The sequence below is a fragment of the Streptomyces sp. NPDC059832 genome (assembly GCF_042731715.1).
GTDB lineage: Bacteria > Actinomycetota > Actinomycetes > Streptomycetales > Streptomycetaceae > Streptomyces.
This window is the reverse complement of the sequence record NZ_JBHWIY010000023.1, coordinates 18,639-37,043: the sequence shown is the minus strand read 5'-3', so window position 1 is coordinate 37,043 and position 18,405 is coordinate 18,639. Positions and strand designations below refer to the sequence as shown.

General features: G+C 70.5%; 19 protein-coding genes, 4 tRNA genes and 2 pseudogenes. 9 read left to right on the top strand and 16 right to left on the bottom strand.

What is annotated here, in order from left to right:
- Nucleotides 1-106 precede the first annotated feature (106 nt).
- Nucleotides 107-2,377 (bottom strand): ATP-dependent DNA helicase RecG, encoded by a 2,271-nt coding sequence (gene recG, locus ACFV8T_RS31315; protein ID WP_385334198.1) that lies wholly within the window; start codon nt 2,375-2,377, stop codon nt 107-109.
- 45 nt (nt 2,378-2,422) lie between these two features.
- On the opposite strand from recG, the pseudogene ACFV8T_RS31310 reads away from it, so the two are divergent.
- Nucleotides 2,423-3,005 (top strand): annotated as a pseudogene (locus ACFV8T_RS31310) (HSP90 family protein); the annotation flags it as partial.
- A pseudogene (locus ACFV8T_RS31305) lies at nt 2,988-3,247 on the top strand (hypothetical protein); the annotation flags it as partial. The pseudogenes ACFV8T_RS31310 and ACFV8T_RS31305, both read left to right, overlap by 18 nt.
- Nucleotides 3,248-3,279: 32 nt before the next feature.
- On the opposite strand, the gene ACFV8T_RS31300 reads toward ACFV8T_RS31305, so the two are convergent.
- Nucleotides 3,280-4,899 (bottom strand): DAK2 domain-containing protein, encoded by a 1,620-nt coding sequence (locus tag ACFV8T_RS31300; RefSeq protein ID WP_385334196.1) that lies wholly within the window; start codon nt 4,897-4,899, stop codon nt 3,280-3,282.
- Nucleotides 4,900-5,161: 262 nt separating this feature from the next.
- On the opposite strand from ACFV8T_RS31300, the gene rpmB reads away from it, so the two are divergent.
- A complete protein-coding gene (gene rpmB, locus ACFV8T_RS31295; RefSeq protein WP_030928661.1) occupies nt 5,162-5,347 on the top strand; it encodes a 50S ribosomal protein L28 in 186 nt (61 codons plus the stop codon).
- 86 nt (nt 5,348-5,433) lie between these two features.
- Here the strand turns inward: rpmB and thiD are convergent, their stop codons facing one another.
- Both thiD and ACFV8T_RS31285 read right to left on the bottom strand, forming a co-directional pair.
- Nucleotides 5,434-6,240, bottom strand: a complete 807-nt coding sequence (gene thiD / locus ACFV8T_RS31290) for a bifunctional hydroxymethylpyrimidine kinase/phosphomethylpyrimidine kinase (RefSeq protein ID WP_385334194.1) — start codon at nt 6,238-6,240, stop codon at nt 5,434-5,436.
- A gap of 10 nt (nt 6,241-6,250) precedes the next feature.
- Complete coding sequence (locus tag ACFV8T_RS31285; RefSeq protein ID WP_385334192.1) at nt 6,251-7,222, bottom strand: thiamine-phosphate kinase; 972 nt, start codon at nt 7,220-7,222, stop codon at nt 6,251-6,253.
- Nucleotides 7,223-7,546: 324 nt separating this feature from the next.
- On the opposite strand from ACFV8T_RS31285, the gene ACFV8T_RS31280 reads away from it, so the two are divergent.
- Nucleotides 7,547-7,780: an Lrp/AsnC family transcriptional regulator gene (locus ACFV8T_RS31280; RefSeq protein ID WP_072487263.1), complete on the top strand. Its 234-nt coding sequence runs from the start codon at nt 7,547-7,549 to the stop codon at nt 7,778-7,780.
- A gap of 20 nt (nt 7,781-7,800) precedes the next feature.
- A complete protein-coding gene (locus ACFV8T_RS31275; RefSeq protein WP_385334190.1) occupies nt 7,801-8,283 on the top strand; it encodes a DUF3515 domain-containing protein in 483 nt (160 codons plus the stop codon).
- Nucleotides 8,284-8,332: 49 nt separating this feature from the next.
- Here ACFV8T_RS31275 and ACFV8T_RS31270 read toward each other — a convergent pair whose 3' ends face one another.
- The 3 genes from ACFV8T_RS31270 to ACFV8T_RS31260 form a co-directional block, all read right to left on the bottom strand.
- Nucleotides 8,333-9,490: a D-alanine--D-alanine ligase family protein gene (locus tag ACFV8T_RS31270; protein ID WP_385334188.1), complete on the bottom strand. Its 1,158-nt coding sequence runs from the start codon at nt 9,488-9,490 to the stop codon at nt 8,333-8,335.
- Nucleotides 9,491-9,592: 102 nt separating this feature from the next.
- The gene (locus ACFV8T_RS31265) at nt 9,593-10,603 is read right to left on the bottom strand and encodes an NAD(P)H-dependent glycerol-3-phosphate dehydrogenase (protein ID WP_385334186.1); all 1,011 of its coding nucleotides are present in this window, start codon (nt 10,601-10,603) and stop codon (nt 9,593-9,595) included.
- Nucleotides 10,600-11,352, bottom strand: coding sequence for a lysophospholipid acyltransferase family protein (locus tag ACFV8T_RS31260; RefSeq protein WP_385334184.1), 753 nt, complete (start codon nt 11,350-11,352; stop codon nt 10,600-10,602). The genes ACFV8T_RS31265 and ACFV8T_RS31260 overlap by 4 nt, the downstream gene beginning before the upstream one ends.
- Before the next feature lie 155 nt (nt 11,353-11,507).
- Between ACFV8T_RS31260 and cofC the strand changes: the two genes are divergently transcribed.
- Nucleotides 11,508-12,239, top strand: a complete 732-nt coding sequence (cofC, locus tag ACFV8T_RS31255) for a 2-phospho-L-lactate guanylyltransferase (protein WP_385334323.1) — start codon at nt 11,508-11,510, stop codon at nt 12,237-12,239.
- Between the two features lie 10 nt (nt 12,240-12,249).
- Complete coding sequence (locus ACFV8T_RS31250; protein WP_385334182.1) at nt 12,250-12,453, top strand: hypothetical protein; 204 nt, start codon at nt 12,250-12,252, stop codon at nt 12,451-12,453.
- Between the two features lie 119 nt (nt 12,454-12,572).
- On the opposite strand, the gene ACFV8T_RS31245 is transcribed toward ACFV8T_RS31250, so the two are convergent.
- The 4 genes from ACFV8T_RS31245 to leuC all read right to left on the bottom strand — a co-directional run bounded on the left by ACFV8T_RS31245 (nt 12,573) and on the right by leuC (nt 15,740).
- A complete protein-coding gene (locus tag ACFV8T_RS31245; RefSeq protein WP_317866590.1) occupies nt 12,573-13,241 on the bottom strand; it encodes an HU family DNA-binding protein in 669 nt (222 codons plus the stop codon).
- Nucleotides 13,242-13,384: 143 nt separating this feature from the next.
- Entirely contained in the window at nt 13,385-13,612 is a 228-nt protein-coding gene (locus ACFV8T_RS31240) for a hypothetical protein (protein ID WP_093545158.1), read from the bottom strand.
- Between the two features lie 104 nt (nt 13,613-13,716).
- Nucleotides 13,717-14,310 carry a 3-isopropylmalate dehydratase small subunit gene (gene leuD, locus ACFV8T_RS31235; RefSeq protein WP_385334180.1) on the bottom strand — a complete coding sequence of 198 codons (594 nt, stop codon included), beginning with the start codon at nt 14,308-14,310 and terminating at the stop codon, nt 13,717-13,719.
- 5 nt (nt 14,311-14,315) lie between these two features.
- Nucleotides 14,316-15,740 (bottom strand): 3-isopropylmalate dehydratase large subunit, encoded by a 1,425-nt coding sequence (gene leuC, locus ACFV8T_RS31230; protein WP_385334178.1) that lies wholly within the window; start codon nt 15,738-15,740, stop codon nt 14,316-14,318.
- Between the two features lie 174 nt (nt 15,741-15,914).
- Here leuC and ndgR point away from each other — a divergent pair, with 174 nt between their 5' ends.
- Nucleotides 15,915-16,631, top strand: a complete 717-nt coding sequence (ndgR, locus tag ACFV8T_RS31225) for an IclR family transcriptional regulator NdgR (RefSeq protein WP_003966003.1) — start codon at nt 15,915-15,917, stop codon at nt 16,629-16,631.
- A 54-nt stretch (nt 16,632-16,685) separates the two neighbouring features.
- On the opposite strand, the gene ACFV8T_RS31220 is transcribed toward ndgR, so the two are convergent.
- Entirely contained in the window at nt 16,686-17,183 is a 498-nt protein-coding gene (locus ACFV8T_RS31220) for a DUF4188 domain-containing protein (protein ID WP_385334176.1), read from the bottom strand.
- An 88-nt stretch (nt 17,184-17,271) separates the two neighbouring features.
- Here ACFV8T_RS31220 and ACFV8T_RS31215 point away from each other — a divergent pair, with 88 nt between their 5' ends.
- On the top strand, nt 17,272-17,913 hold the full coding sequence (locus tag ACFV8T_RS31215) for a MerR family transcriptional regulator (protein ID WP_266427101.1): 642 nt from the start codon (nt 17,272-17,274) through the stop codon (nt 17,911-17,913).
- Between the two features lie 84 nt (nt 17,914-17,997).
- Here the strand turns inward: ACFV8T_RS31215 and ACFV8T_RS31210 are convergent.
- The 4 genes from ACFV8T_RS31210 to ACFV8T_RS31195 all read right to left on the bottom strand — a co-directional run bounded on the left by ACFV8T_RS31210 (nt 17,998) and on the right by ACFV8T_RS31195 (nt 18,383).
- Nucleotides 17,998-18,070, bottom strand: a tRNA-Glu gene (locus ACFV8T_RS31210).
- A gap of 23 nt (nt 18,071-18,093) precedes the next feature.
- A tRNA-Gln gene (locus tag ACFV8T_RS31205) sits at nt 18,094-18,165 on the bottom strand.
- Between the two features lie 12 nt (nt 18,166-18,177).
- Nucleotides 18,178-18,250 (bottom strand) — tRNA-Glu (locus ACFV8T_RS31200).
- Between the two features lie 60 nt (nt 18,251-18,310).
- Nucleotides 18,311-18,383, bottom strand: a tRNA-Glu gene (locus ACFV8T_RS31195).
- Nucleotides 18,384-18,405: the final 22 nt, after the last annotated feature.

Genomic DNA, 18,405 nt, shown 5'->3' with positions numbered 1-18,405 from the left:
TCCTCGGTTCGTGGGCGGCCCGCGGGATGCCGCGACGCCGTGCCACCCACGATATGGCGTGGTGACGGATCGGGCCCGCGCACCCGGTGTACCGCGGCGTCTCCCGTCAGCCCTTGTCGAGGTACTGCTCGCGCTCCTTGTCGAGCAGCGCGTCCAGCGCGATCCGCAGCTCCGGCAGGTGTTCGAGCTCCGGGTCGGCGGCGACGATCGCGACGGCCTCCTCCCGTGCGGCGGCGATGACCTCCTCGTCGTCGATGACGGTGAGCATCCGCAGCGAGGAGCGGACCCCGGACTGGGCCTGGCCGAGGACATCGCCCTCGCGGCGCTGTTCGAGGTCGATCCGGGAGAGCTCGAAGCCGTCGAGGGTGGCGGCGACGGCGGACAGCCGGGCGCGGGCGGGACTCGCCTCGTGGGCCTCGCTGACCAGCAGGCAGAGTCCGGGGGCGGAGCCCCGGCCGACCCGGCCGCGCAGCTGGTGCAGCTGGGAGACCCCGAAGCGGTCGGCGTCCATGATCACCATGGCGGTGGCGTTGGGGACGTTGACACCGACCTCGATGACGGTGGTGGCGACCAGCACATCGACGTCGCCCGCGGCGAAGCGGCGCATCACGTCGTCCTTGTCGTCCGGATTCATCCTGCCGTGCAGCACCTCGACGCGCAGACCGGCCAGGGGGCCCTTGGCGAGCTGCTCGGCGATCTCCAGCACGGCGAGCGGCGGGCGCTTCTCGCCGTCGTCCTCGGGCGCCTTCTTCTTCGCCTTCTTCCCCGCCGCCTCGTCGTCGGCGTCGTCGCCGATGCGGGGGCAGACCACGTACGCCTGGTGTCCGTTCTCCACTTCTTCCCGCACCCGTTCCCAGGCGCGGCTGAGGAAGTGCGGCTTGTCCTTGGCGGGGACGACGTGGCTGGCGATCGGCGAGCGGCCGGCCGGGAGCTGGTCCAGTACGGAGGTCTCCAGGTCGCCGAAGACGGTCATCGCGACCGTACGGGGAATGGGGGTGGCCGTCATGACCAGCAGATGCGGCGGCTGCTTCCCCTTGGAGCGCAGGGCGTCGCGCTGTTCCACGCCGAAGCGGTGCTGTTCGTCGACGACGACCAGGCCCAGGTCGTGGAACTGCACCTTGTCCTCGATCAGGGCATGGGTGCCGATCACGATCCCGGCCTCGCCGGTGACGAGATCGAGGAGCGCCTGGCGGCGGGCCGCGACGCCCATCGAGCCGGTGAGCAGCACCACCTTCGTCCCGTGCTCGGAGCCGCCGAGCGCCCGCCCGTCGCCCGGCCGCCGCCCCTCCTGAGGAGGCGCTTCGCGCCACAGTCCCCAGTTCTCGGCCAGCTCGCCCATCATCTCGGTGATGGAGCGGTGGTGCTGCTGGGCGAGCACCTCGGTGGGCGCGAGCATGGCGGCCTGCCCGCCCGCGTCGACGACGCCGAGCATCGCCCGCAGCGCGACCATCGTCTTGCCCGAACCGACCTCTCCCTGGAGGAGCCGGTGCATCGGGTGCTCGGTCGCGAGGTCGTCGAAGATCTCCCGGGAGACCTTCTGCTGTCCTTCGGTGAGAGTGAAGGGCAGCTTGGCGTCGAAGGCGTCGAGGAGTCCGCCGGGCGTGGGTCTGCGGGCCACGGCCGGAAGCTGGGTGTCGGCGTACCTTCGGCGGGCCAGCGCGACCTGGAGGACGAAGGCCTCGTCCCACTTCAGCCGGTCCCTGGCCTCGGCGATGTCCGCCTTGGTCTGCGGGCGGTGGATCTTCAGCAGGGCCTCGGGGAGCGCGGTGAACCCGCGGCCCTCGCGCAGCCCCGGCGGCAGCGGGTCGACGGCCTCCTGCGCGCTGGGCAGCACCGTGTCGACGGCCTTGGCGATCCGCCACGAGTCCAGCTGCTTGCAGGCCGGGTAGATCGGCAGCAGCCGCCCGGCGAAGGCGTCCACCGCCTCCGTGGCCTCGGCCCCGTCGATGGACTCGGCGTCCAGCAGCTGGTACGTGGGGTGGGCCAACTGCATCTTCCGGTTGAAGACGGAGACCTTGCCCGCGAACATCGCCCGTCGGCCGGGCAGCAGCTCCTTGTGCGGCTTGTGAACGCCGTGGCCGAAGAAGACCAGCTGGAGGCGGCCGTTGCCGTCGGTGAGGGTCACTTCGAGGCGCTTGCCGCGGCCGTTGTTGAACATCAGGACGCGGGCGTCGGCGACCTGGGCGACCACTGTCACGTGCTCGTCCAGCGGGAGCTCGGCCAGCGCCGTGAGCCGGCCGCGCTCCTCGTACCGCCGGGGGTAGTGGTGGAGCAGATCACCGACCGTGTGCAGGTCGAGGTGTTCGGCCATCACCTTCGCGGTGGCTCCGCCGAGCAGCTTCTTGAGGGGTTCATCGAACGCAGACACGCGATCCATTGCACACCACACCACTGACAGATGTCCGGCGGGCACCACCGGGAAATCGACACGGACAGTCTGCGGCCCACCGCCTCGCGGGAGGCGCTGTACGCGGACGAGACCCTGGCAGCCGTACGGGAGGCGCTCGGCGACCGGATCAGACGGCGGCCCACCGGGCTCGCCGCGGGTGATCGATCCGAAGCGGCTCGCGGAGTTCCTCTTCCGTGCACCACCCGGGGGTGAGGTCGCCCACCCGGCACGACGGCGCCATGCTGCGCACGATGCTGCCGTGGCTGCCGTTCGAGACGACGGACGGGCGGCTGTCGCCGGAGGAGTTCGCCCGGCGCCATCCGGTGGTGCACTTCACGCGGACCGTGGAGGAGTACCGGCAGGTCGCGCCGATCGCCTCCGCGCAGGGCATCGGCGTGGTCAACGGCGGCTACACGTACGACACCGGCTGGTCGAGCGGCTGCCGTCGGTCCCGCCCGGGACAGCGGTCGCGGACCTGGCCGCCTATAACGTCACCGCGCATCTGGACTCCGCGGAGCCGGCCGGGACCGCGACGGAGGCGCGGTACGGGCAGGCGCTGCTGATAGCGCGGCGCCCGCTGCGGCCGGCCGACTCGGCGCTGCTGAACCGGTCGTTTGAGAACGACGGGGAGCCGGAGGGCCCCGCGCCAACGCCCGCGCGCAACGGCTGCTGACGGAGGCCGAGCGGACCGGGGACGCCGCCTTGGTCATCGAGGCGCTCACGCACCAGCTGCGGGTCTACAACTACAGCTCCGGGAAGGACAAGATGTTCGTACCCCTCACGCGACTGTTGCGCATGTGGGACGAACGGCCGGACGATTTCGGCCACTTCATGACCCACCATCTGTTCTGGATGTTCGTCCGGCGCCCCGGGCCCGGCGGCGAGCGGCGCTACTCCACTCCGATGAGCAGCGGGGCTCGCTGGTGGCCACCCCGGTACACCACCGTGTCCACCGCCAGGTAGCCCTCGCGCACGTGCTCCTCCAGCGCGTCCGCGAGGCTGTCGGGGACGTCCTCGCCCAGGACCAGGGTGACCAGTTCGCCGCCCGCCGCCAGCATCCGGTCCAGCACGTCGCGGGCCGTCCGTGACACGTCCTCGCCGATGACCGCGACGTCGCCGTCGATCAGGCCCAGGATGTCGCCGGCCTGGCAGATGCCCGCCATGGTCCAGGACTGCCGTTCGGCGACGGCGAGTTCCGCGTAGCGGGTCGCGCCGGCGGCGGCGGTCATCGCCACCACGTCCTCGTCGAAGCTGCGGTCGGGTTCGTGGACGGCGAGGGCGGCGATGCCCTGGACGGCGGCCCTGGTCGGGATCAGGGCCACCCGGACGCCCTCCGCGCGGGCCTGTTCGGCGGCAGCGGCGGCGGTGTGGCGCAGCTCCGCGTCGTTGGGCAGCAGGACCACCTCGCGGGCGTGCGCCCGGCGGATCGCGTCGACCAGTTCGCCGCTGGCGGGCGGCTCCCCGGGGCGGGCCAGGACCGTCGTGGCCCCGGCCTCCTTGCACAGGCCGCGGAGCCCGTCGCCGGGGACCACCACGACGACCGCGCGCTGCACGGGCTCGGTGTGGGGGTGCACCCGGTCCGCGCCGAAGTGGGTGATCCGGATCCGGTACGGCCGCCCCGCCTCGACCCCGGCCTCCACGGCGGCGCCCGCGTCGTCGACGTGCACATGGACGTTCCACAGCCCGTCGCCGCCCACCACCACGAGCGAGTCGCCGAGCCCGTCCAGCCGGGTCCGCAGCCGGTCCACCGCGTCGTCCGTGGCCTCCAGCAGGTAGATGACCTCGAAGGCCGGTCCGCCTTCCGTCTCGGCCGCCGCGCAGTCGTCCGGTACGGGAAGGGCGGGCACGGCCAGGTGGGTGCGTTCGGGCGCCCGTCCGCAGACCGCTTCGACGAGCGCCCCGAGCACCGTCACCAGACCGCGTCCGCCGGCGTCCACGACGCCCGCCCGGCCGAGGACGGCGAGCTGTCCGGGGGTGGCTTCCAGGGCCGTCCGCGCTCCTTCGTACGCCGCCCGTACGACCTCCGCGGTTCCGGCGTCGTCCTCGGTGCGTGCGGCGGCCTCGGCGGCCGCGGTGGCCACCGTCAGCACGGTGCCCTCGACGGGGTGGGCGACGGCCTGCCGGGCCGCCGCGGCGGCGACGGCGAGCGCCCGGCGCAGATGGTCCGCGTCGTGGCCGACGGCCAGCACTCCGGCCATCCCGCGCAGCAGCTGGGCCAGAATCGTGCCGGAGTTCCCCCGGGCACCGATCAGGGCGCCGTGCGCCATGGCCCGTACCGCGTCGGCCGCGACGGGTGCGGTCGCACCGGTCTCGTGGGCGGCGAAGACCGCTTCGACGGCCTGGGTCGCCGATTCCACGGTCAGATAGAGGTTCGTACCGGTGTCCCCGTCGGCGACCGGGTACACATTGATCGCGTCGATCGCCTCGCGCTCCCGGCCCAGCGCCTCCAGGGCCAGTGAGCACCAGGTACGCACCGCGACGGCGTCCATGTCGTCGGCGGTCTGCGGCACCTGTCGGTCCTCCTCGGATTCGGCCGTGGGCGGCCGGCTGCATCGCAGAGTAGTCCCCGCGCACCGGGTCCGGCGGGGACCGGGGGCAGCGGGACAAGGTCGGTGAAACCCATGGTAGTTTCGTTCTACCGACGCAGCCGTTGTATGCTGCTTCGGTTGCCCGATGAGAGTCGGGCCATCCCTCCGGCACCGCCACTTCAGTCAAATGATTCCGGCGCGCCGGATTTCACTGTAAGTGCATCTGAAGTCTTTGGAGTGACCCGTGGCTGCCAACTGCGACGTCTGCGGCAAGGGGCCGGGCTTCGGCAACAACATTTCGCACTCGCACCGCCGTACGTCCCGTCGCTGGAATCCCAACATCCAGCGCGTGCGTGCCGTGGTCGGTCGGACGCCGAAGCGGCTCAACGTCTGCACCTCGTGCATCAAGGCCGGCAAGGTCGCGCGCTGACGTTCCCGTCGTAGCGCAGCCTTCCGGTTGCCCAAAAAGCCGGTCCACCTCGGTGGACCGGCTTTTTGCTGTGCGCCGGGGCGCCCTCATCCGGTGCGCGTCCGCCAGCCGTGGTCGACCGGGCCGATCCCGGCGCCCAGCGGGAAGCCCGCCTCGATCGCTCCGGTGACGTACGCCTTCGCGTCCCATACCGCCGTGGGTACGTCCTGTCCCAGGGCCAGTCGGCAGGCGATGGCCGAGGCGAGTGTGCAGCCGGTGCCGTGGGTGTGGCGGTTGTCGTGCCGGGGGGCGCGCAGCCAGTGCTCCTCGGTGCCGTCCGTCAGCAGATCGACGGGTGCGCCCGGCAGATGACCGCCCTTGACGACGACCCAGCGCGGCCCGAAGTCCAGCACCGCGGCGGCGGCCCGCCGCATCCCCGGCTCGTCCTCGACGTGGATGCCGGTGAGCTGCGCCACCTCGTCCAGGTTCGGGGTGGCGACCGTGGCGGCCGGCAGCAGTTTCGTCCGTACGGAATCGAGCGCCTCGGCGGCGAGCAGCGGGTCGCCGTGCTTGGAGACGCCGACCGGGTCGACGACGGACGGGGCGTCGGTGCCGACGAGGAGCTCGGCCACGGCCTCCACCAGGACGGCCGACGACAGCATTCCGGTCTTGACCGCCTGCACCCCGATGTCGTCCACCACACTGCGGTACTGGGCGCGCACGGCCTCGACGGGCAGTTCCCAGGCGCCCTGCACCCCCAGCGAGTTCTGCGCGGTGACGGCGGTCAGCACGCTCATCCCGTGCACGCCGTGCGCCAGCATCGTTTTCAGATCGGCCTGGATGCCCGCACCGCCGCCGGAGTCGGATCCGGCGACGGTGAGCACACGGGCGGGTGCAGCAGCAGATATGGGCATACGCCGAAATCTACTGGGTGTCCTCGATGTCCCCGAAGTGGTCCCAGCCGCCCTTGCTGGTCCACGGCGCCCCGTCGACCGTCACCTGCGGCAGCGCGGAGGGGTTGAGGACTTCGCCGATCACCTTCCAGCGGGCGGGCAGCTTCACGTCCGGCGGGAAGGTGGCGACGATCGCGTGGTCCTCGCCCCCGGTCAGCACCCACTGGAGCGGGTCGACGCCGACGGCCTGCCCGATGTCGGACATCTGCGAGGGGATGTCGATGAGTCCGGCGCGCAGATCGATCCGGACCTTGCTCGCCTCGGCGATGTGCCCGAGGTCGGCGACGAGCCCGTCGCTCACGTCCGTCATCGCGGTGGCACCGAGCCCGGCGGCCGCGGGGCCCGCGTGGTACGGCGGTTCGGGGCGCCGGTGGGCCTCGACGAAGGCGCGGGGCGAACGGAAGCCGCGGGAGAGCACCGCGTACCCGGCGGCGGACCAGCCGAGCCAGCCGGTGACGGCGACGACGTCGCCGGGCTGGGCCCCGGAGCGGGTGACCGGCTCGTGGTTGCGCAGATCGCCCAGCGCGGTGATCGAGACGGTGATCGTCTCGCCGCGCACCACGTCTCCGCCGACCACGGCCGCGCCCGCGACCTGGCACTCGTCACGGATGCCGTCCATCAGCTCACCGGCCCAGGTGACCGGGAGTTCGCCGGGGACGACCAGGCCGAGCAGCAGCGCGGTGGGCACCGCGCCCATGGCGGCGATGTCGGCGAGGTTCTGGGCGGCGGCCTTGCGGCCGACGTCGTACGCCGTCGACCAGTCGCGGCGGAAGTGCCGTCCCTCCAACAGGATGTCCGTACTGGCCACGACCCTGCGGTCGGGAGCGGTCACGACCGCGGCGTCGTCGCCGGGGCCGAGCCGTACCGCCGGAGTGGTGGTGAGCCGGGAAGTGAGCTCCCTGATGAGCCCGAACTCCCCCAACTCGCCCACGGTTCCCTTCACCGAGTCTCACCTCTCATCTATCGCGCCGGACGGTCGTCCGGGCTGCTTCGGCGGCCGGGGGTCCGGACCCTGGACCGGCCGCCGCCGCAGGGAGCAGTCTGCACCGCTCGTCACCGCCATGCCCGTCCCCCTTCCGGACCGCTGCGCTTGCGGTCGCGGGCCGTCACTGCTGTCGGTACTGTCAAGAGATACGTCAACTTGCGTCTTGCGTACGCCACGCTGTGGGCGTCAACGGCCCACAGGTCTCCCCGCGGCACGCGGCAACGCGATACCGTGGCGACTCTTTCTCCCCCACATGATCCTCGTGGCCGCCCTGGAGGTTCCGTGGTACAGGCGTACATCCTTATTCAGACCGAGGTGGGCAAGGCGTCGACCGTCGCCGAGACCATCGCCAGAGTTCCGGGAGTGATCCAGGCAGAGGACGTCACCGGCCCCTACGACGTGATCGTGCGCGCGCAGGCCGACACGGTCGATGAACTCGGCCGCATGGTGGTCGCCAAGGTCCAGCAAGTGGAAGGCATCACCCGAACCCTGACCTGCCCGGTCGTTCATCTGTAGTCCCCGTCTACGCTGGGCCGGTGACCTCATCGCGCCGGCTCCGCCACCCCGTGTTCCTAGGCCCGTCCGTCGCCGCGCTGCTGCTGGCCGCGGCGGGCTGTTCCTCAACGCACGCCGCGGTGTCGATCACGGTTCCCACACCGTCCCCGGAAGCCGCGGCCTACTGCCGCGCGCTGCACGAGGAGCTGCCGAGGACCGTTGCCGGTCTCGACCGCGGCGACGCCGAACCGAAGTCCGAACTGACCGCCGAGTGGGGGGACGGAGAGATCGTACTGCGCTGCGGTGTCCCCCGGCCCGCGAAGATGGACGACCCCATGGCGAAGGGGACCGAGGCGAACGGCGTCAACTGGCTGCTGGAACAGCCCGAAGACGCCGGTCCGCGTTTCACGACGACCTACCGCAAGGCGTACGTCGAGGTGACCCTCTCGACGGCGTACGCCCATGACGCGACCCCCTTGGCCGCGTTCGGCCCGCCCGTCCGGAAGACGGTGCCCGGCCTGTAGGGCGTGCGCCCCCGATCGGGAGCGCACGCCGTGCGGTGCGGGACCCGGCTCAGCGCAGGCCGGTCGGACGCCTCAACGCGGCCTGGATCAGCCGGTCCACCAGCTCCTGGTAGCTCACACCGCTCTCCTGCCACATCCGCGGGTACATGGAGATCGGGGTGAAGCCCGGCAGCGTGTTGATCTCGTTGATCACGAAGGTGCCGTCCTCGGTGAGGAAGAAGTCGGCACGGACCAGCCCCTCGCAGGACGTGGCCTCGAAGGCCTCGACCGCGAGCCGCTGGACCTCGGCCGTCTGCTCCTCGGTGAGCGGGGCGGGCAGGATCCCGGCGGCCGAGTCGATGTACTTGGCCTCGAAGTCGTAGAAGTCGTGCGAGGTCACCGGCGGGATCTCGGCGGGCACGCTGGCGCGCGGCCCGTCCTCGAACTCCAGCACCCCGCACTCGATCTCGCGGCCCCGCAGCAGCGCCTCGACCAGGAACTTGGGGTCGTGGCGGCGGGCCTCCTCGATCGCCTCGTCGAGCCCGGACAGGTCGTCGACCTTGGTGATACCGAAGGACGAGCCGGCGCGGGCGGGCTTGATGAAGAGCGGCCAGCCGTGCTCACCGGCGAAGTCCACGATGCGCTTGCGGGCACCGGAGGGGTCCTTGTCCCATTCGCGGGGACGCACCACGAGGTACGGGCCGACCGGCAGCCCGAAGGAGATGAAGACCCGCTTCATGTACTCCTTGTCCTGGCCGACCGCCGAGGCGAGCACCCCGGCGCCGACGTAGGGCACACCGGAGAGCTCCAGGAGCCCCTGGAGGGTGCCGTCCTCGCCGTACGGGCCGTGCAGCACGGGGAAGACGACATCGACCTCGCCGAGCGCCTTGGGGACCGAGCCGGGCTCGCTGTACACCACTTCGCGGGTGCCGGGGTCGACGGAGAGCACCACGGCGCCCTCGGTGGACTCGGCCAGCTGGGCCACTTCCGGCATCTTCCGGTCCGTGATGGCCATGCGTTCGGGTTCGTCGGCGGTGAGCGCCCAGCGGCCGTCCGTCGTGATGCCGATCGGCAGGACGTCGTACTTCGTCCGGTCGATGGCGTTCAGGACGGCGCCGGCCGTGACGACCGAGATGCCGTGTTCGGAGCTGCGGCCGCCGAACACGACGGCCACGCGCGGCTTGCGGAGCTGCTGCTCCGGGCTCTGGGGGAGGTTCTCGCTGCTCATATCGCGTTGAGCGTACCTGCTGGTACCACTCGCGTCAGCGCGGCCGGGGCCGCCGGAGCGGTGACCGGGAACGTTCACCGGTCCGGCCGCCCCCGGCCGCCGTCAGCGCCGCTCGGGCTTCGCGCTGCGCGACATCAGCTCGCCCAGCGCGACCATCGGCGGCTTGCCCTCGTGGACGATGCCGACGACCGTCTCGGTGATGGGCATGTCGACGCCGTGCCTGCGTGCCAGATCGAGCACCGACTCACAGGACTTGACGCCTTCGGCGGTCTGCTTGGTGACGGCGATGGTCTCCTGGAGCGTCATGCCGCGGCCGAGGTTGGTGCCGAAGGTGTGGTTGCGGGAGAGCGGGGAGGAGCAGGTCGCCACCAGGTCGCCCAGGCCCGCGAGTCCGGAGAAGGTGAGCGGGTCGGCGCCCATGGCCAGGCCGAGGCGGGTCGTCTCGGCGAGGCCCCGGGTGATGAGCGAACCCTTGGCGTTGTCGCCGAGGCCCATGCCGTCGGCGATGCCGACCGCCAGACCGATGACGTTCTTGACCGCGCCGCCGAGCTCGCAGCCGACCACGTCGGTGTTGGTGTACGGGCGGAAGTACGAGGTGTGGCAGGCGGCCTGGAGGCGCCGGGCCACGGACTCGTCCTGGCAGGCGACGACGGCCGCCGCGGGGCGGCGTTCGGCGATCTCCTTGGCCAGGTTGGGTCCGGTGATGACGGCGATCCGGTCCGCGGAGACCTTGGTGACGTCCTCGATGACCTCGCTCATCCGCTTCGCGGTGCCGAGTTCGACGCCCTTCATCATCGAGACGAGAACGGTGTCGGAACCGAGGTGCGGGGCCCATTCGGCGAGGTTGGCGCGCAGCGTCTGCGAAGGCACCACGAGTACGGCGAAGTCGGCGCCGCGCAGCGCCTCGGCGGCGTCGGTGGTGGCCCGGACCGATGCGGGGAGCTCAATTCCCGGCAGGTAGTCCGGGTTGGTACGGGTCGTATTGACGGCCTCGGCGACCTCGGCGCGACGGCCCCAGAGGGTGACCTCGCAGCCGGCGTCGGCGAGGACCACGCCGAAGGCCGTACCCCATGAGCCGGTTCCGAAGACGGCCGCCTTTGCGGGGTGCGTCACTTGGGTCCCTTTCCTTCGGCCTTGCGTCGCTGTTCCGCACGGGCCTTGCGGTGGTCGTAGGGCTGTGCGGGGGCCTGTTCGCCCCGCACGATCTCCAGCTGCGCGGTCACCGCGGCCATGATGGCCTCGGTCACCTCGCGCAGGACGTCGGGCGTCGGGTCCTTGTCGTAGAACCTGGTGAGGTCCACGGGTGGTCCGGCCTGCACCTGCAGGGTCTTGCGGGGGAACAGCCGGAGCTTGTTCTCCCTGGCGTACGGCGGCATCGCGAGGTTGGCGCCCCACTGGGCGACGGGGATGACCGGGGCCTTCGTCATCAACGCCACACGGGCGGCACCGGTCTTGCCGGCCATCGGCCACATGTCGGGGTCACGGGTGAGCGTGCCCTCCGGGTAGAAGGCCACGCATTCGCCGCGCTCGATGGCGTCGACGGCCGCCCGGAAGGCGTCCAGCGCATTGGTCGTCTCGCGGTACACCGGGATCTGTCCGGTGCCGCGCAGCATCATTCCGACAAAGGGGGTCTTGAACAGGCCCGCCTTGGCGAGAAGCCGCGGCACCCGTCCGGTGTTGTACTGGAAGTGACCGTAGGAAAGCGGGTCCAGATAGGAGTTGTGATTGACCGCGGTGATAAATCCACCGTCGGCCGGAATGTGTTCCATCCCCCGCCAGTCACGCTTGAACAGAACCACCAACGGCGGTTTTGCGATGACCGCCGCCAGGCGGTACCAGAAGCCGATTCTGCGGCGGGACACTCGGACACCTTCCTCTAAGGACCTGAACTCTGCCTGGCTACCGACGGTCAAGTCTCGCCCCAGGCCCCTGCTCTGTCGAGAACACCGTACGCCCCGCTTTCGGGACCGACCCTCCGGGTTCTCGCACCGGCAGGCGAGAATAGGCGGCGACGCGCATCGAGGGGGAGATCGCCACGAACACCGACCCGACCGGTCTTTGGTCCCTGGTCGTCCCGTTGAAGCCCCTGGCGCGGGCCAAGAGCAGGCTGACGCCCACGACGGGGGCCGAGCTGCGCCCCCGGCTCGCCCTCGCCTTCGCCCGGGACACCGTGGCCGCCGCCCTGTCCTGCCCCTCGGTGCTGGATGTGGTGGTAGTCACGGACGACCCGGAGGCCGGGGCGGCCCTCACGGCCATCGGGGCCCGCGTCGTCCCCGACGAGCCCGACCGCGGACTCAACGCCGCGCTGGCACATGGCGAGCGGGCCGTACGGGCCGGGCGGCCCCGGGCCGCGGTCGCCGCCCTCAATGCGGATCTGCCCGCGCTGCGCCCCGGAGAATTGGCCCGGGTGCTCGATTATTCCGCCGAATTCCCTCGCGCATTTGTGACCGATGCGGCAGGAATAGGGACAACATTTCTGTCGGCTGCGCCGGGAGTGAAATTGCGTCCGGCTTTCGGCGGCCCTTCCCGGGCCCGGCATCTGGACTCCGGCGCGGTGGAAATCGACCTGGCAGGCATCGATTCGGTCCGCCAGGACGTGGACACCGGCGACGATCTGCGGGCGGCGCTGGCGCTGGGGGTCGGCGTGCACACCGCGGGACACTGGACCGCGGGAGCCTCCCGGGCCGCCGGAGCCCCCGGCCGGGCCCGCGGCGACGAGCCCTCAACGGCCCCGGCACCGGACCGATAGGCTGCTGTCCATGCAGGCGACCTCGTACACCTACGACCCCGAGACCCGCACCGGCAGCGTGCTGCTCGACGACGGCACCCCGGTGGATTTCGACGCGCGGGCCTTCGACGCGGGCGGTCTGCGGCTGCTGCGTCCGGGGCAGCGGGTGCGGATCGAGGGCAGCGGCGAGGGTGCGGACCTGCGGATCACCCTGGTGACCCTGCAGACGTTCTGAACGGGCGCGGCGGACGTTTCCGGACGGCCGCGCGCAGAGCGCCCCACAACAGCCCGCGGGCCGGGCTCCCCGAGGGGAGCCCGGCCCGGCGCGTGTGAGTAGCCCTGCGCGGCTCGGTCTCACTTCTTCCGTGCAGTGGCCTTCTTCGCCGTGGTCTTGCGCGCCGTGGTCTTCTTCGCGGGCGCCTTCTTCGCCGTGGCCTTCTTGGCGGGCGCGGTCTTGCTGGCGGCGGCCTTCTTGGTGGCCGTCGTCTTCTTGGCCGCCGCGGTGGTCTTCTTCGCCGCCGCCGTGGTCTTCTTGGCCGCCGCGGTGGTCTTCTTCGCGGTGGTCTTCTTGGCCGCCGTGGTCTTCGCCGCGGTCGCGGTCTTCTTCGCCGTGGCCTTCTTCGCCGTGGCCTTCTTGGCGGTGGCCTTCTTGGCCGCGGCCTTGGTCGTCGTACGGGTGGAAGGACCGCCCGACAGGCTGCCCTTGGGCGCCTTCTTCACGGCCACTTCGCCGCCCTTGGGGAGCTTCTTCGAGCCGCTCACCAGGTCCTTGAAGCCCTGTCCCGCACGGAAACGGGGCACCGAGGTCTTCTTGACCCGCACGCGCTCACCCGTCTGCGGGTTGCGGGCGTATCGGGCGGGGCGGTCGACCTTCTCGAACGAGCCGAAGCCGGTGACCGAGACACGGTCCCCCGCGACAACCGCACGGACGATCGCGTCGAGTACCGCGTCGACGGCCTCGGCTGCCTGCTGGCGGCCTCCGACCTTGTCGGCAATCGCTTCTACGAGCTGCGCCTTGTTCACGTCTTCCCCTTCGGAGACATTGCCAGAACGAAAGTGTTCAAGCGTTTTCGCACGTTAGGCAGATATATACCGCAAATCAAACACGAAACGGGCTAATCACCCTAGTGCCGCAACGAAGTCGACCGCTGCGCAGTTCCGCAGAGTCAGTCACCTTCGGGGAATCGGCCCTCATCGAGGTCCTTCATCAACCGGTCCAGACGCCTTGCCGCATCCGGGAGATCGTGCTTAGCCGCGGCCGTGATGACCAACAGCTTCCGGGACAGCGCCATCCTTACGCCCTCCGGGACTTGCAGTGTGCGCACTCTTGTGTGCGCTTCCTTCAATCGGTCGGCGACTTGGCCGTAAAGCTTGAGTTGGCTGTCGCGTTCCATGCACCGATTGTGCCATCTGGGGCGAGTTGTCGCCCGACGGGGTCTCAACAAGCGACTGCGCCCCCTACCAGATGGCAGGGGGCGCAGTCCTGGAAACGCGCTGCTCAGGCGTGAATTGTACGCGGCTTGAAGGTCGGCCTTGCCACCTCATAAGTCGCGATGTCCGCTTCGTTCTGAAGGGTGAGACTGATGTCGTCCAGCCCGTTGAGCAGTCGCCAACGGGCGTTCTCGTCGAGCTCGAAGTCGGCAGTGATGCCCTCGGCGCGGACCTGGCGCGCCTCCAGGTCGACGGTGATCTCGGCCGTGGGGTCGGCCTCGGTCAGCTCCCAGAGCGCGTCGACGACCTTCTGGTCGAGCACGACGGTCAGCAGACCGTTCTTCAGCGAGTTGCCGCGGAAGATGTCGGCGAACCGGGAGGAGACGACGGCCTTGAAGCCGTAGTTCTGCAGCGCCCACACGGCGTGTTCGCGGGACGATCCGGTGCCGAAGTCGGGACCGGCCACCAGGACCGTGGCGCCCTTGCGCTCGGGGCGGTTGAGGACGAAGTTCTCGTCCTTGCGCCAGGCCTCGAAGAGTCCGTCCTCGAAGCCGTCCCGGGTGACCTTCTTCAGCCAGTGGGCGGGGATGATCTGGTCGGTGTCGACGTTGCTGCGGCGCAGCGGGACGGCCCGGCCGGTGTGTGTGGTGAAAGCTTCCATGATTCTCAGACTCCGGCGGGCGTACGGGCGTCGGACAGGTCGGCGGGCGAGGCCAGGTGGCCCAGCACGGCGGTGGCGGCGGCGACCTGCGGGGAGACCAGGTGCGTACGTCCGCCCTTGCCCTGCCGGCCCTCGAAGTTGCGGTTCGAGGTGGAGGCGGAGCGCTCGCCGGGGGCCAGCTGGTCGGGGTTCATGCCGAGGCACATCGAGCAGCCGGCGTGCCGCCATTCGGCGCCCGCGGCGGTGAAGACCTTGTCCAGGCCCTCCTCGACGGCCTGGAGGGCGACCCGGACGGAGCCCGGGACGACCAGCATCCGTACCCCGTCGGCGACTTTGCGGCCGTCCAGGATCTCGGCCGCGTTGCGCAGGTCCTCGATCCGGCCGTTGGTGCAGGAGCCTACGAAGACGGTGTCCACGTTGATCTCGCGCAGCGGCTGGCCGGCGGTCAACCCCATGTACTCCAGGGCCTTTTCGGCGGCGTTGCGCTCCGAGACGTCCTCGTACGAAGCAGGGTCGGGGACGTTGGCCGACAAGGGGGCGCCCTGGCCGGGGTTGGTGCCCCAGGTGACGAACGGGGCCAGTTCGGCCGCGTCGATGACGACCTCGGCGTCGAAGACCGCGTCGTCGTCGCTGCGCAGCGTCTTCCAGTACGCGACGGCGGCGTCCCAGTCCTCGCCCTGCGGGGCGTGGTCGCGGCCCTTCAGGTAGTCGAAGGTGGTCTCGTCCGGGGCGATCATGCCTGCCCGCGCGCCGGCCTCGATCGACATGTTGCAGATGGTCATCCGGGCTTCCATCGAGAGCTTCTCGATGGCCGGGCCGCGGTATTCCAGGATGTAGCCCTGGCCGCCGCCGGTGCCGATCCGGGCGATGATCGCGAGGATCAGGTCCTTGGCCGTGACGCCGTCGGGCAGTTCGCCGTCGATGGTGATCGCCATGGTCTTCGGGCGGGCCAGCGGCAGCGTCTGGGTGGCCAGCACGTGCTCGACCTGGCTGGTGCCGATGCCGAACGCCAGCGCGCCGAAAGCGCCGTGCGTGGATGTGTGGGAGTCGCCGCAGACCACGGTGGTGCCGGGCTGGGTCAGGCCCAGCTGCGGGCCGACCACGTGCACGACGCCCTGCTCGACGTCGCCCAGGGGGTGCAGCCGTACGCCGAACTCCGCGCAGTTCTTGCGCAGGGTCTCCAACTGGGCGCGGGAGACCGGGTCGGCGATCGGCTTGTCGATGTCGAGGGTCGGGGTGTTGTGATCCTCGGTGGCGATGGTGAGATCGAGGCGCCGCACCCGGCGTCCGGCCTGCCGGAGGCCGTCGAAGGCCTGGGGGCTGGTCACCTCGTGCAGCAGGTGCAGATCGATGAAGAGGAGGTCGGGCTCACCTTCGGCGCGCCGGACGACATGGTCGTCCCAGACCTTCTCCGCGAGTGTCCTACCCATCGCTTTCCCTCCGGCCGGCGTCTTCGCCGGCCCAACTAGAGATTCGGTGCGCCGCCGTCCGGACCCCCGTGCGGGGCGGTGGCTACGGGCCGTTGTGTGGCCGCCCCTACAGGTTCGCAACTTCCGCCGAATATTGAACTTGCGTTTCACAGAGTGAGACGGGAGTATCGTCGTATGGACAACTCTAGCGGCGTCGGCGTACTCGACAAGGCAGCTCTGGTATTGAGCGCCCTGGAGTCCGGTCCGGCCACCCTCGCCGGGCTGGTCGCGGCGACCGGGCTCGCACGGCCCACGGCCCATCGACTGGCCGTGGCACTGGAACACCACCGCATGGTGGCGAGGGACATGCAGGGCCGTTTCATTCTCGGCCCCCGGCTGTCGGAACTCGCGGCGGCGGCGGGCGAGGACCGCCTGCTGGCCACGGCGGGCCCGGTCCTCACCCACCTCCGCGACATCACCGGCGAGAGCGCGCAGCTCTATCGCCGGCAGGGCGACATGCGGATCTGCGTGGCGGCGGCGGAGCGGCTGTCCGGCCTGCGGGACACCGTGCCGGTCGGCTCCACGCTCACCATGAAGGCCGGCTCGTCGGCCCAGATCCTGATGGCCTGGGAGGAGCCGGAGCGCCTGCACCGCGGCCTCCAGGGCGCCCGCTTCACGGCGACGGCACTCTCGGGCGTACGGCGCAGGGGCTGGGCCCAGTCGATCGGCGAACGCGAGCCGGGTGTGGCCTCCGTCTCGGCGCCGGTGCGCGGCCCCTCGAACCGGGTGGTCGCCGCCGTCTCGGTCTCCGGACCGATCGAGCGGCTGACCAGGCACCCGGGCCGGATGCACGCCCAGGCGGTCATCGACTCGGCGGCAAGGCTCAGCGAGGCCCTGCGCCGCACCGGCTGACGCACCCGGCACACCCCCGGCCGCCCCAGCGCCGTGGCGGCCCCTCTCAGAACCTCACTTCGCGGACGAGCGGTGCGCGAGACGGTCCGCCGCCCGACGGCCCCGCCCTTCGATCGGCAGTACGCCGGTCGCCGCGGCCAGTCCGTGGACCGGCATATCGGCGTAGATCGATTCGTAACCACCCTCGGGCACTATGTATGTCTCGTGCCACAGCCCCACGTGCCGCCGGGACTTCTTCTCCTTGCGGTTCATGATCGCCCAGGCCTCGCGGTGGAACATGTCGGGAGCGCTCGCGTACGCGTACAGCTTCTCCCTCGACTCCCAGTACTGGACGACGTAGTACGTCCGCGGCGAGCCGGACAACAGCGTGCAGCCCAGCAGGCCGCGCCCCTTGTCCTTGCCCAACTCCCGCAGCATGCGCAGCATCGCGGTGAGGACCGGCAGCCAGTGGTGCACACCCCGGAAGTGGTTGATGCGCATCCCGATGAGCAGCACGACCACCTCCCCCTCGGCCGCGGCGGTGGTCCGTCCCGGAATCAGTTTCGCGAACATGCCTGCCCCTTCCCGGTTGGAGAGTGTCGCTATCCAATGATTGGATAGTGGCACTGCCCAAGAGGTGGCGCAAGGGAAGGCACGGAACATGCGACTCTCGGAACTGAGCGAGTCGAGCGGGGTCAAGACCGCGACGATCAAGTACTACCTGCGCGAGGGGCTGCTGCATCCCGGCCGGCGGATCACCGCGACACAGGCCGAGTACGACGAGAGCCATGTACGCCGGCTCCGCCTGGTACGGGCCCTGATCCAGGTGGGCCGCCTCCCCGTGGCCACGGCGCGCGAGGTCCTCTCCCACATCGACGACGAGTCCCTGGGCCGGACGATCCGGCTCGGCGCGGCACTGTGGTCGCTCCCGCACGGCCCGGAGCCGGACGAGGAGGCTCCGGAGACCGCGACCGCCCGCGAGGCCGTCGAACGGCTCCTGGACCGGATCGGCTGGGCGACGTCGCAGGAGATCGGTTCCCTCTCCCCCGCGCATCGCTCGCTGGTGTCGTCGGTGGCCACCCTGATCCGCCTCGGCTACCCCTGTGACGCCGACTACCTGGCCGAGCAGGCCCACCTGATGCATCAAGTCGCCGTCCAGGACCTGGACATGATGGAGACGTACCCCACGGAGTCGGAGCAGGTGGAGATGGCGGTCGCGTCGGCGGTGCTCTACGAGCCGTTGCTGATGGCCCTGCGCCGGATGGCCCAGGAGGAGGAGTCGGCCCGGCGCTATGGTCTCTGAACGGGCCCGCGAGCCAACGCGCCAACGGGCCAACAGACAAAGGCCCTTCACCGAGGTGAAGGGCCTTTGTCTGTCCTGCTGTTGTACCCCCGACCGGATTCGAACCGGCGCTACTGCCGTGAGAGGGCAGCGTGCTAGGCCGCTACACAACGGGGGCTTGTTACTACTTGCATTTCTGCGCTGGGCTACCAGGACTCGAACCTAGAATGACGGTACCAGAAACCGTAGTGTTGCCAATTACACCATAGCCCATGGTGTTACAAGTACCCCCGACCGGATTCGAACCGGCGCTACTGCCGTGAGAGGGCAGCGTGCTAGGCCGCTACACAACGGGGGCCCTAGCGATCCTGCATCGAGAGCGTGGGTGCGACCCAGATGATCTCGCGGGAAGGATCTGTACCCCCGACCGGATTCGAACCGGCGCTACTGCCGTGAGAGGGCAGCGTGCTAGGCCGCTACACAACGGGGGCTTGTTACTACTTGCATTTCTGC